Annotated in this window: 10 protein-coding genes; 4 read left to right on the top strand and 6 right to left on the bottom strand. The window is 51.6% G+C overall.

The genetic code is table 11. The features are described 5' to 3' along the window. Positions 1-8 precede the first annotated feature (8 nt). The gene (mtgA, locus tag AC5FXQ_RS19055) at positions 9-746 is read left to right on the top strand and encodes a monofunctional biosynthetic peptidoglycan transglycosylase (protein ID WP_493604002.1); all 738 of its coding nucleotides are present in this window, start codon (positions 9-11) and stop codon (positions 744-746) included. Continuing rightward, positions 733-1,227, top strand: coding sequence for a YybH family protein (locus AC5FXQ_RS19050; RefSeq protein ID WP_493604001.1), 495 nt, complete (start codon positions 733-735; stop codon positions 1,225-1,227). Before mtgA ends, AC5FXQ_RS19050 begins: the two co-directional genes overlap by 14 nt. Before the next feature lie 49 nt (positions 1,228-1,276). Here the strand turns inward: AC5FXQ_RS19050 and AC5FXQ_RS19045 are convergent, their stop codons facing one another. From AC5FXQ_RS19045 to AC5FXQ_RS19030, 4 genes are all read right to left on the bottom strand, one after another. Next, positions 1,277-2,416: an App1 family protein phosphatidate phosphatase gene (locus tag AC5FXQ_RS19045; RefSeq protein ID WP_493604000.1), complete on the bottom strand. Its 1,140-nt coding sequence runs from the start codon at positions 2,414-2,416 to the stop codon at positions 1,277-1,279. Between the two features lie 57 nt (positions 2,417-2,473). Next, entirely contained in the window at positions 2,474-3,310 is an 837-nt protein-coding gene (locus AC5FXQ_RS19040; protein ID WP_493603999.1) for a M48 family metalloprotease, read from the bottom strand. Between the two features lie 213 nt (positions 3,311-3,523). Further along, complete coding sequence (locus AC5FXQ_RS19035) at positions 3,524-6,373, bottom strand: M16 family metallopeptidase (protein WP_493603998.1); 2,850 nt, start codon at positions 6,371-6,373, stop codon at positions 3,524-3,526. Positions 6,374-6,463: 90 nt separating this feature from the next. Further along, a complete protein-coding gene (locus AC5FXQ_RS19030; RefSeq protein WP_493603997.1) occupies positions 6,464-6,874 on the bottom strand; it encodes a hypothetical protein in 411 nt (136 codons plus the stop codon). Between the two features lie 140 nt (positions 6,875-7,014). On the opposite strand from AC5FXQ_RS19030, the gene AC5FXQ_RS19025 reads away from it, so the two are divergent. Next, positions 7,015-8,082 (top strand): DNA topoisomerase IB, encoded by a 1,068-nt coding sequence (locus tag AC5FXQ_RS19025; RefSeq protein WP_493603996.1) that lies wholly within the window; start codon positions 7,015-7,017, stop codon positions 8,080-8,082. Positions 8,083-8,338: 256 nt separating this feature from the next. Here AC5FXQ_RS19025 and AC5FXQ_RS19020 read toward each other — a convergent pair whose 3' ends face one another. Continuing rightward, positions 8,339-9,940 carry a hypothetical protein gene (locus AC5FXQ_RS19020; protein ID WP_493603995.1) on the bottom strand — a complete coding sequence of 534 codons (1,602 nt, stop codon included), beginning with the start codon at positions 9,938-9,940 and terminating at the stop codon, positions 8,339-8,341. 47 nt (positions 9,941-9,987) lie between these two features. Further along, positions 9,988-11,637 (bottom strand): glucose-6-phosphate isomerase, encoded by a 1,650-nt coding sequence (pgi, locus tag AC5FXQ_RS19015; RefSeq protein WP_493603994.1) that lies wholly within the window; start codon positions 11,635-11,637, stop codon positions 9,988-9,990. Between the two features lie 226 nt (positions 11,638-11,863). Between pgi and AC5FXQ_RS19010 the strand changes: the two genes are divergently transcribed. Further along, positions 11,864-12,049 carry a hypothetical protein gene (locus AC5FXQ_RS19010; protein ID WP_493603993.1) on the top strand — a complete coding sequence of 62 codons (186 nt, stop codon included), beginning with the start codon at positions 11,864-11,866 and terminating at the stop codon, positions 12,047-12,049. Positions 12,050-12,087: the final 38 nt, after the last annotated feature.

Here is a 12,087-nt window from a genome sequence, read left to right as displayed (position 1 = left end):
CTTTTAAAATGAAGAAGAAACGGCTGGGCTTTCGCGAGATCAGGCTCGTCACTACAAAGCTTTTGCTGAGCCTCGTGCTCCTGAGTGTGCTGTGGGTGTTGGTATACCGCTGGGTGGCTCCACCTGTTACGCTGCACATGGTCAAGCGACGTGCCGAAGCCGGTGCAGCAGGCAAGGCTGAGCCTGCGATCAGGTATAAGTTTGTTTCTTTGGAGGAGATGTCGGATCAGTTGCCGCTGGCCGTGGTGGCATCAGAAGACCAGCTTTTCCTGGAGCACCATGGCTTCGACTTCAATGCCATTGCCGATGCGTTCAAGCGCAATCAGAAGGGAACCAACATCAGAGGGGGCAGCACCATCAGCCAACAGGTGGCCAAGAACGTGTTTCTGTGGCATGGCCGGAGTTACCTGCGCAAAGGAGTGGAGGCTTATTTTACGTTTCTGATCGAACTGCTTTGGGGCAAACAGCGCATCATAGAGGTATACCTGAATATTGCGGAAATGGGAGACGGGGTGTTTGGTGTGGAGGCAGCCTCTCAAAAGTACTTCAAGAAGCCGGCTTCGCAGGTCGGTCGTCAGCAGGCGGCACGACTGGCAGCGGTTCTCCCAAACCCGATCCGATACTCTGCCGAGCGACCATCGGCTTATGTATTGGGACGACAGTACCGCATAGCCCGTGCGATGGGCCGACTGGGCGGGACCACTTACATCAAAACCATACTTCCAGAAAAAGATGAGAAGAAATAAGTCTATCTACGCGCTGGTCCTAGGTATAGGCCTGTCATTCACTTCCTGTCAGCAGCAGGAAGAAAAGCAGGTGGAGCTTACCACAGATTCTCCTGTTACACAGGACACGGCGGTGGCAGAAGCCCAGGTGCGTGACATGCTGGCCTCGCAGTCGGCTTGCTGGAGTCAGGGCGACCTCGACTGCTTTATGCAGGACTACTGGAAATCAGACTCCCTGCTGTTCGTCGGCAAAAGCGGCCTGACCTACGGTTGGCAAAAGACCCTCGACAACTACCGCAAGAGCTACCCTGATCCGGCGGCCATGGGCAAGCTGACCTTCGACCTGAAGGAAATACGCCACCTGGCTGCTGACAACATGCTGGTAGTAGGCAAATGGCACCTTCAGCGCGAAGCCGAACTAGGCGACCTCCAGGGACATTTCTCCATCATCCTGAAACGCTTCCCCGAGGGCTGGAAGATCGTAGCAGACCATTCCAGTTAGGAATTCAGTGAATGAGTGAGTCACTCAACCACTCATTCATTCAATCTAATTACTCATCTCCCGCAGCGTCTACTTCTGTTTCTCTGGCGATTTCCGGGAGTTCTTCATTAAAGATATAACCGCATTGGGCGGCGTGTTCGGCTGCTTCCAGCGTTTCTTTCACGAGCACCATTTCCACTTCTTTGCTATCCTTAAACTCGTCGAAAATTGTCACTACTTTCTTGGAGTGCTTTTCGATATTTACATCCCGAATGTATATAGCTAGTATGCGGCCCGGATGATTGCGCACGACCTCGGCGTAAATCTCTGCATCCTGCTGCCCGCTGTCGCCGATCAGGATGAACTTGAGCTCCGGGTATGTGATCAGGATATTTTCGATCTCCTTGTACTTATGGCTCATATGATCAGAGGCGCCGAGCTTGCTTTCATCCATCCCAAAGTCGCGCAGCAGGAGCGGACCTTGCGGGATCTCGTTCAGCTCCAGAAAATGGTAGAGCAGGTCGTAGGTATTCCAGGGGCTGCTGGAGACGTAGAAAAAGGGATTGTTGCGCTTCCCGTTTCGCCCCAGCTGCAGTGACTTGTAAAAGGAAGACACGCCGTGGAAAGGTATACGGGAGTGGGCATTATTGAGCAGCACGTTTCGGCCTGTCTGCAGCAGACTCGTGGCACCGGTTCGCACAATGGTGTCGTCGATGTCGCTGATAATGCCATACTCTGCATCTGGTGGTGGAACGAGTACATGCGCCTGCGCCTTAACCGGACCTTCAAACGCTACGGGAGAGTCTGTCAGGTTTACATCGATCGTGTGCCAGATGTCCTCTAATTGCAGCGGCTTTTCGGGGGCGAGGTTCACCACAAAATAGCCCTCAATGTCCGTTGTGATCTCGTGCTTCTGATCTTCGAGGCATAGCTCAACACGTGCTCCCGGAATCTCACGGCTGTTAAAACGCTTGTACATGTTCAGGATGTTCTCCCAAAGCGTGTCATTTTCTTCTGACACCGTAATGTTCTTGTCAACCAGCACGCGGCCCTTTACATACAGGCGGGTAGGAGTGCCATAGCTGCGGTAAGTCATAATATGCAGCGGTCCAAACATATTGAGTTTGCGACGCAGGTTAAATGTCAGGGTGTCGAATTTCTCCTCAACTTTTAAAACTGCTTTCGCAGCAGTGTTCTTTATCTTTTTCATAGTGTTTAGGTATGGTGCTTAAACAGAAAGGCCTGCCCTGCGGCAGACCTTTGCTGGTTATAAGTTCAGGCTTCTTTTCAGCTCATTAAAATCAGTGTTAGCGGGCCCGTCAGTGGAGCAGTTGCGCTGCCGCGCCTGCTGCTGTATGTTTTCAATGCGGTTGTCCGGGTTCGGGTGCGTGCTCAGGAACTCTGGCGGATTGCTGCCCTGGGCCTGGTCGTTCAGCTTCACGAAGAAACCAGCTGCTCCGTCACAAGCGTAGTAATCGGTGGCGTCCAGGTATACCACAGAGGCGTTGTCGGCCTCGGTTTCGGCACCCCGGCTAAAACGCAAACCAGCCAATGTGCCGGCCAACTGACCTGCTATCTGTTGAAGTGTGCCGGCATTGTTGCCCAACGCTACCGAAAGCAGAATGGCGATGCCGTACTCGCGCTGTAGTTGCTGTACACTATGGCGCTTGTCGGCATGAGCAATTTCATGGGCCAGCACGCCGGCAAAGTGGTCTTCGTCATCAAGAAACTTCATCAGGCCGGTATACACATAAATATGTCCACCCGGTGCTGCAAACGCATTTAGTGTCTCACGATCGTCGATGATCTTTACGGACCAGACAAACTCGTTTCTATACTTGATCTCGCCGGAGTTGAGTACCCGGTTCACGATGCGGTCGAGGTGGGTGTAGGCTTTTTGCACATTGGCGTTGCTAGAGTTGCGCTCCAGTAGCTTGCCCTGGGCGCGGAAAGTGGAGTCTACCTGATGTGATACCTGCTCACCTAGTCGGATGTCATCCTGGGTAGAAAAGATTACGCCTTCATTGTCTTTGCAACTGCTCATGAAAAACACGCTGACGAAAACAAGCAGCCAGGGTGCAGTAAGATTGATATACTTCATCATTTGATTAGGGGTGATAAGTTTAAGCTGTGCGAAGGTACAGGTTGTAATGCTATACCCTGCGATTAGCTTAAAACTAACGGAAATTGATTTTAGTATGCGCTTACGGATTAAAATTAGCCTTGGTTTGAGGGGGGAGTAGAGCAGTGGCGGTTCAAAACAGTACAAATAAAAAAAGCCCCTGAAATTCAGGGGCTTTTCCAAGTGTAGTATGATCTATTTTACGGAAGAGGTACCTACGGGGTTGCCGTTGGTATCCAGCTCCACTACATCGTAGCTCAGCTTCTGCAGCTCAGGCAATACAGTTTTCTTATCACCCACTACCACGATGTGCATTTTGTCGGCTGGCAGGTGCTTGGCTGCCAGGGCGTCGATTTCCTGCTTTGTGATGTTGTTTAGAATCTGCGTCTGCTTGCTTACGTAATCCTTCTTTAGGTCGTAGCGCAGGATGCGGCCCAGGAAGTTCGCTTTTTGTGCAGGCGTTTCGTACTGGCGGGCATCTGACTGACCGATAGAGTTCTTCATAAACTGTAGCTCTTCTTCTGTGATGCCTTTTGTTCTGTAGTCATTGATCTCTTTCATGAATTCAACTACAGAAGCGGCAGTGGCATCGGCACGTACACCGGCAGAAGCCGTGTAAGGACCAGCAAAACGGCTGCCTCCGAAGCCTGAACGGGCACCGTAGGTATAGCCTTTGTCTTCACGCAGGTTTAGGTTGATGCGGCTGTTAAAGGCACCACCCAGTACAAAGTTCATCAGCGATGTTCTGTAGTATTCACCTGTCGCGTCATAAGGCTGGGCTACATAGCCGATTCTGATTTCTGACTGCGCCGCGTCTGGCTTGTCTACGAAGTAGATCTTAGTGCCTGCAATGGCCGGAGCCTTCACATCTGCAGGTACCGTCACGTTCTTCTTCTTCCAGTTCTTGAGGAAGGCCAGTTTACCGATGATCTCTTTCTCTGTGATATCACCTACGATTACCAGCTCAGCTCCCGTAGGTGTGAAGTTGGCAGCGTAGAACTGCTTCACATCGTCCAGCGTGATGCTGCTTACCGACTCCGTAGTACCAGAAGTTGGGATCGCCATGATATGGTTTTCGCCATAGAGCAGTTTGTTGTACACGCTGCTGGCAATGGCCGTTGGCTGTGTCGACTGGTTGGCTATACCTTCCAGCTGCTGCTTTTTCAGACGCTCAAAGTCATCGGCGGCGAACTTAGGACGGAACAGGCGCTCTTCGAGCAGCACGAGAGTCTTGTCCAGGTTCTTCTTCAGCGACTGTACCGTTACATAGGTGTCTTCAGTGCCGGAGCCGATGCGGATAGAGCTACCCAGTTTGTCGAGCTCGTTGGTGAATGCTTCTGACGTGTAATTCTCAGTATCCTCGTTCAACAGAGATGCTGTAAGTGAAGCTATACCTGCTTTTCCAGGATTATTGGCCAGCAAACGGTGTCCGCCAGGTATGGTCAGTTGCAGTGTAACGGTTGGAATCTCATCAGACTTGGTGCCGATTACCTTCATGCCGTTCTTGAACTTAGAGGTATAGAAGTTCGGTACACTCACGGCTTTAGCCTGACCCGCTACCGGGCGCTTGCTGCGGTCGAATGAGTCAACTGCCTTGGTATAGCTCAGGCCGCTGTAATCCTGCGGCTGTGCTACCGACACGTTGGTATCAACGGTATAGTTGTCAGCTTTGGCCACCATCTCTGGCTTGCCTTTTGGCACCACGCTCAGGATAACGGCATGCTTGCCTTTGATGTATTGGTTGTACACACGCTTCACGTCGTCTTTGGTCAGCGCGTTGATGCGGCGAATTTCCTCCTGCAGGTAGTTCGGGTTATTGCGGAACGTTTCGTAGGCAGCCAGCTGTGATACTTTGCCGCTCACGCTTGCCATACGGTTGATCAGGCTCGACTCGGCAGAGGCTTTGTAGCGCTGCAGGTCTTCGTCGGTTACACCGCGGGTTTCAAACTCAGCGATTGACTTGCGCAGCAGTTCTTCCATCTGAGCCAGTGTGCTGTTTGGATACGCCATGATGGTGATGCCAAATTCGCCTGCCAGCTCTGATGTAGAGTTAAAGGCAGAAGCCTGCATCGCTTTCTGCTCTTTTACAAAGTTTTTGTAGAAGATAGAATTACGACCCTGTCCCAGGATTTCAGCCAGTACGTCCAGTGCATGCTCGTCTTTGTGACCAGCCTCAGGCACCGGGTAAGTCATACGCAGCATTGGGAAGCGGATGTTATCTTCGTAAGAGATGTAGCGGTCCTGGTCCAACTTCGCCAGCATTGGCTTCATGTCCTCCACGGCCGGGCCGGCAGGTATAGAGCCAAAGTATTTCTCTACCAGCTTCACAACATCAGCCGGATTCACATCGCCACCCACTGTTACAGTCGCGTTATTTGGTCCGTACCAGCGCAGGAAGAAGTTTTTCAGGTCGTCCACGTTCACACGGTTCAGGTCCTCGATGTAACCAATCGTAGTCCAGGAGTAAGGGTGACCGTGCGGGTACAGGTGCTGTGATGTTTTCTCGTACACCAGACCGTAAGGACGGTTATCGTAGTTCTGACCACGCTCGTTCTTTACCGTTTCGCGCTGCACCTCAAATTTCTTCTGGGTTACAGCGTCGAGCAGGAAGCCCATGCGATCAGCCTCCAGCCAAAGGGCTGTTTCCAACTGGTTGCTTGGTACAGTTTCGAAGTAGTTGGTACGGTCGCGGTTAGTAGTACCGTTCAGGGTACCGCCAGCATCCGACACAATTTTGAAGTGTTCTTCGTCGGCCACGTTGTCGGAGCCCTGGAACATCATGTGCTCAAAAAAGTGGGCGAAGCCGGACTTGCCTACTTCTTCGCGGGCAGAGCCTACGTGGTAGGTTACGTCCACATGCACTACCGGATCGGAGTGATCTTCGTGCACGATCAGGGTGAGGCCATTGGCCAGTTTATACTTTTCGTAAGGTATAACCAGCTCATCGCTTTTCTTGGTTACCTTCTCCACGAGTTTTGTCTGCGCCTCGGCTGCACTGACCACACTGGCCGTGAGCACGATACTCAAACCGATTTTCTGTAGCATATTAAATTGTTTTAGGTGAACGATTGGTCTTGTGTTAGGACCAATATAACACATAAAGGTTTAATGCTATAGAAAAATATAGACGAACACCTATTTTGTCTCGGCAAACACTTGTTTTGCGAACATAACAGACACGGCCAGAGTCAAAAGCGCGACTACGAGCATGGCCGTCGTGAGCAGGAAAGCCATACCTGCCGTTTGGGTAGAGTTAGGCTCCGGCGCTTCCTGCACCATCTCGAGCAGGCGGATAAAATAGGTGCCCGATCGCCAGCCCAGCAGCAGCGTCAGCAGACCAGCCTCGGCCGAGCCCAGCAAAAAGCCCCAGCGATGGCGGCGGTTCAGGAAGTGGCCGGCAATAAGGGCCAGCAAACCACCGGCTATACCTGTGATCAGCGCAGTACGGGCCTGTTCGCCAGCCACATCTACGGCCACTGCGCCACAGCCCAGCATGAACACGCCAAAGAAGGCGTAGAGGTAAGAGATCTGTTTATGTATGGTCATGGGTACGTCATTATCCGGAGGCAAATATAAGGGTAAATGTTGAGGAGGTATAAGCAAAAGCGGGTGCACCACCTTTGAGGCGAATAACTTTTGCACAAGATTGAAGTATTATGGGCAGGAGGCGCCTAATGCCTCAGCAGATGACGAAGAAAGAACTACATAATTTATATAAAGATCCTGCTCTCTCGGCCGAGTGGGCGGGGTTAATCTACACCTCAGACGAGAAGCCGGGTCTCACTCGTAAGAAAGCCGGTACTGGCTTTTATTATCTTAACCACAAAGGGGAGAAAGTGACAGATGAAAAGACGCTCGAACGAATCAAAAAATTGGTGATACCGCCCGCCTGGACCGAAGTATGGATTGCTAAATCAGCCCGTGGTCATTTGCAGGCTACGGGTAGGGACGACAAAGGGCGCAAGCAGTATATTTATCACCCTGAATGGCAAAATGCCCGCAACCTGACTAAGTTCGGCCGCATGATCACATTCGGAAAGTCACTGCCAGCACTGCGAGAGCAGGTTCAGCAGGACATTCAATCCCGCAAGCTGGACAAGCGTAAGGTGACAGCCCTGGTGGTGTCGATTATGGATAATGCGCTGATTCGGATCGGTAACCGGGCCTACGCCAAGTCAAACAAGTCCTATGGCCTTACCACGCTGCGCGACCGTCACGTTACCTTTAATGGCAGCACTGTTACCTTTTCGTTTGTGGGCAAGAAGGGAGTGGAGCAGAAGATCGACCTGAAAGACAGGCGGCTGGCGCAGTTGGTCAAAAAGTGCAAGGACATTCCGGGCTATGACCTGTTTCAGTATTATGATGAAGACGGGGAGCGGCAAACACTGGAGTCCGGCGACGTGAACGAATACCTGCGGGATGTGACCGCACACGATTTCACTGCAAAGGATTTCAGAACCTGGGGTGGCACTGTACGCATGGTGGAGTGCCTGGAGCGGGTAATCGACGAGGACCCGGAGATCGATAAAGAGAAAGGTATAAAAGAAGCCGTGAAAGAAGTGGCCAAAGGCCTGGGTAACACCCCAACTGTTTGCAGTAAGTACTACATCCATCCGGAGGTTGTGAATCTCTTCCGGGAAGACAAACTGATGAGCTACCTCAAAAAGCACGACCCATCCAAATCCAAAACCCAACACCTCAGCAGCATGGAAGAGTTTGTGCTGAAGATGCTTGAAAAGAGTTTGAGAGTTTAGGAGTTGAAGAGTTTAAGAGTTGGGGTTTTAGTTTAAAGGGACAGTTTCTATTCCGATTCTGCTGATTTTATGGGTAATCGACCATGTTGTTATCTTGCTAGAAAGGAGAAATTTGAATTTTTAACACAAAGGCAACGCTTTAGATTTCTCCGTTTGGTCGAAATGATACTAAAACGCCTAAGTTAATACTATTGGATGATTGTCTGTTACAACAGATATATACTCCTAAACTCTCAAACTCCCCAACTCTTAAACTTTAATTCCCTTCCCGGTCGTAGGCATGCACTTTCACATCCCGGGTGGTGAGGTCTTTAGCTTCGGTGCCGAAGTCGATCTCATTGCCGCGTTCGGTGTCGTAGATGTGCGTCATCTTGCGCCAGCCTTTTACAGACGATCTGTCCCTGATTTCGTCTTCGCCTAATCCTCCAAATACCTCTACCAGTATACCTTCTGCTACATCGCCTTCCAGCAAAAATTCATCGTCTCCGCTAAGGCCGTGCAGTGTGATCTTTTCAGTCTCTTTTCTGAAAAGTATGCGATGGTACAGCACCTTCTCAGGTATACCGTTTTGGGCAGGGCGTATCAACAAGACTTCCGTGCGTTCATCGTCCAGCCGCTTGACATGAAATTTGTCGCTCTCGTCTGTGCCGGCAATGGTCACATGCCTGGCCAGGATTTCATACATCTCTTCAGCCACCTGAGGCAGTTGATCGCGTCGGTTTTTCAGGCTCTGGATGGTGCTTTCTCCCTTAAGGGCAAAAATGGGCGGCGGCAGGTTTCTGACCGCCTTTTCGATGGTTTGATCTGTGAGCCTATGCTTCATATCCTCTGCTATTGCCACCCAGTCCGCCCGGGTAAGTTCATGGAGCAGACGCTCGTCTATAAACCGTGCATTGATCATCAGGGCTTTTACATCTTTGATCTTCGGTCCGAAGGAGTTGAACTTGCGGGCCATCAGTTTGCTGGTGGCGATAAAAGGCATAACCCCATCATTCATTTTCAGGAATACCTGGTCCCGGTCTTTAGGTATGGGTTTATACCTGATATCCTCTGGTCCTTCCTGATAAGCCGCCCAATCCCACTGGCCTTTGTGGCGATCCCAGTCACCGACCAGCACGTCCAGTAGCCGGGCGCGGGCAAAAGCCTTCTGATCGAAGTGGTGTGTGTTAGTTTCATAGCGCATGCGAAGGGCATCATCGGAATCTTCAAAACCTGTCACCTGACCGAACATACCCAGCGTATCGGCTATACCTTCAAACTTCTCCTCGAGCATGTATACCTTGCCCTGTACCGCCCCGGCATGTTCTCCAAACAAAGTATCATTAGTGGGTACATAGTAGAGGGTGGGAGAGGTATGGTAGATCCCGGCGGCGCCGGCTAAGTCAGGTATGATTAGGGCGCCGTAGGGATTGGCAGAGGAGGTTTGATCGCGCAGTATATTGGTGACAAAGGTGGGGCGCCAGAATTTGGCCAGCACCAGCACCGGGTCTTTGTCGATGGAGCGGAAAGCATAAATGCGGCCGAGGCTGTCCTGGAGCTGAAAGCTACTGGTCTGGTAGCCCCCGCCTTTTTTGACAACCTTCATGCCACCGTTCATGCGTGAGAGATCGAACACAGGAAGCTTTACGGGAGTGACCCAACTGTCACGGTGGTGTCGGCCCCAGAAGAGGCGGTGCAGCCAGCCGCGTTCGTAGTGGCGGCCTGCCACCACCCATACGCTGTCAGTGCCAGCCGGAGGCAGGTCATACTCTCCCGGCTGCACCAATGCGTCTTCCTGGTAAAAATCACTGTCGGCGCAACCGCTCAATAATAGAGTGAGAAGCAGCAGAAGCGCCGTTTTAAGGTATAGGTGCTGCATAAGGTATAGATACCTTACTTAAACGCAGCACCGTCACAAGGTTTTCGCTATTTGCGTTTTTGTCTGTAGTAGCTGATCAGTCCGGCGGTGGAGCTGTCATGCTCAGCTTCCTTGTTGCCCAGGATTTCCTCTTCAATCGTGCCGGCCAGTTGCTTGCCCAGTTCCACGCCCCACTGGTCGAAGCTGTACACGTTCCAGATCACGCCCTGCACAAACGTTTTGTGCTCGTACATAGCGATCAAACTGCCTAATGCATAAGGCGTGAGCAGATCGAACATAATGGAGGTAGAGGGCTTGTTGCCTTCGAACACTTTGTGCGGCACCAGTTGCTCCAGCTCTTCGCCGGCCATACCTTTCTTCTCCAGCTCGGCACGTACTTCTTCCTCAGTTTTTCCTTTCATCAGGGCCTCAGTCTGGGCAAAAAAGTTGGAAAGGAGCATAGGGTGGTGCTCGCCAATCGGGTTATGGCTATTCACCGGGGCCAGGAAATCAGAAGGAATCAGCACCGTGCCCTGGTGGATCAGCTGAAAGAAAGAGTGCTGCCCGTTGGTACCGGCTGCTCCCCAGATCACTGGTTGCGTCTGGAAGTTCACAAACTCACCGTTCCGCATAGCGGTCTTGCCATTGCTTTCCATCTGCAGCTGTTGCAGGTACTCTGGCAACAGGCGCAGGTACTGGTCGTACGGCAGCACAGCATGTGACTGCGCCTCAAAGAAGTTGGTATACCAGATGCTCAGCAAAGCCATCAGCACCGGTATGTTCTGGCGCATCGGCGTATTTTTCAGGTGCTTGTCCATGGCCTCGGCGCCACGCAGCAATTCCTCGAACTTGTCATACCCCAGGGCGCAGGCCACCGACAAACCAATGGCTGACCAAAGCGAGAAGCGGCCACCTACCCAATCCCAGAAGCGGAAGGTGTTTTCCGGCGCAATACCGAATTTAGAAACCGCCTCGGTGTTGGTGGAGAGGGCCACAAAATGCTTGCTCACATGCGCCTCGTCTTTGGCAGTTTCCAGAAACCAGCTGCGTGCCGTATGGGCGTTAGCAATGGTTTCTTTTGTCGTAAAAGTCTTGGAAGCGATGATGAAGAGGGTCGTTTCCGGGTCTACTTTGCGCAGCACTTCTGCCGCGTCTGTACCGTCTACGTTGGAGATGAAATGTACCTCGATATCCGGCTTCTGGTACTTCTTCAGCGCTTCGGTCACCATCTGCGGACCCAGGTGGGAGCCGCCTATACCTATGTTTACCACATGGCGCACTTTTTTGCCGGTATAGCCTGTCCACTCACCGCTGTGCAGACGGTTGCAAAAGTCCTTCATCTGGCGCTGCACATCCCGCACTTCCTCCAGCACATTCTCTCCGTCTACCACCAGCTCCTGATCGGTGAAGTTTCGCAGGGCGGTATGCAGCACGGCGCGGTCTTCAGTGGCGTTGATCTTCTCGCCGCGTAGCATGCTTTCGATGGCGGCAGGCACCTTCGTTTCCTCTGCCAGCTGGGCAAGCAGGTCCAGCGTTTCTTCGGTGATGCGGTTTTTAGAGAAGTCGTACAGTGTGCCGTCCACTTCAAAGGAAAACTTTTCGAAGCGCTGCGGATCAGCTTTAAACAGATCGCGCAGGTGCTGATCTTTTAGCTGGGTGAAGTGATCCTCCAGTTTTTTCCAGGCTTTGGTTGTGGTCGGGTTGTCGGTGTGTAGCATGTTTTATTTTGTATGATGGTTACGGCTGAAACTACTCTGAAAACTCCTGCAAGGTTGTTTGAATGAGCAGGATTTGAGGCTTAAAGATACAGTATTTTAGGTGCTGGGCTTGCAATCGGCATCATTTAACTTGTAGCTGCGTAGGTTTAAGATTGGAAAGACTGATGCGGGGCTTTATTGTTTCTGCACCTGGTTTATCTGAATTACACATTTAAACTTACAGATTATGAAAGAGGAAAAGAACCAACCCACTGATAAAAACTCCCCTAAAGCAAAGATCCTGCGGGAGGATGACGGGAAAAGGACACCGCCCACCCATGCGAAGTATGTAACCGGCGGACAGCATCTCTCGACCCGGCCGGAGCAGGGACCTGACATACCACCACATGAACGCACAGAAGGTATTCCTTAGGGATAAAAAATCCGCTTGATCTGAATGGCTCATGTGCT

The sequence above is a fragment of the Pontibacter sp. LHS1 genome (assembly GCF_058932855.1).
This window is presented reverse-complemented; position numbering and strand designations above follow the sequence as displayed.

What these genes read in the sequence shown, in the direction of transcription:
- mtgA (WP_493604002.1), top strand. Translation starts at nt 9, where the DNA reads ATGAAGAAGAAACGGCTGGGCTTTCGCGAGATCAGGCTCGTCACTACA.
- AC5FXQ_RS19050 (WP_493604001.1), top strand. Translation starts at nt 733, where the DNA reads ATGAGAAGAAATAAGTCTATCTACGCGCTGGTCCTAGGTATAGGCCTG.
- AC5FXQ_RS19045 (WP_493604000.1), bottom strand. Translation starts at nt 2,416, where the DNA reads ATGAAAAAGATAAAGAACACTGCTGCGAAAGCAGTTTTAAAAGTTGAG.
- AC5FXQ_RS19040 (WP_493603999.1), bottom strand. Translation starts at nt 3,310, where the DNA reads ATGATGAAGTATATCAATCTTACTGCACCCTGGCTGCTTGTTTTCGTC.
- AC5FXQ_RS19035 (WP_493603998.1), bottom strand. Translation starts at nt 6,373, where the DNA reads ATGCTACAGAAAATCGGTTTGAGTATCGTGCTCACGGCCAGTGTGGTC.
- AC5FXQ_RS19030 (WP_493603997.1), bottom strand. Translation starts at nt 6,874, where the DNA reads ATGACCATACATAAACAGATCTCTTACCTCTACGCCTTCTTTGGCGTG.
- AC5FXQ_RS19025 (WP_493603996.1), top strand. Translation starts at nt 7,015, where the DNA reads ATGACGAAGAAAGAACTACATAATTTATATAAAGATCCTGCTCTCTCG.
- AC5FXQ_RS19020 (WP_493603995.1), bottom strand. Translation starts at nt 9,940, where the DNA reads ATGCAGCACCTATACCTTAAAACGGCGCTTCTGCTGCTTCTCACTCTA.
- pgi (WP_493603994.1), bottom strand. Translation starts at nt 11,637, where the DNA reads ATGCTACACACCGACAACCCGACCACAACCAAAGCCTGGAAAAAACTG.
- AC5FXQ_RS19010 (WP_493603993.1), top strand. Translation starts at nt 11,864, where the DNA reads ATGAAAGAGGAAAAGAACCAACCCACTGATAAAAACTCCCCTAAAGCA.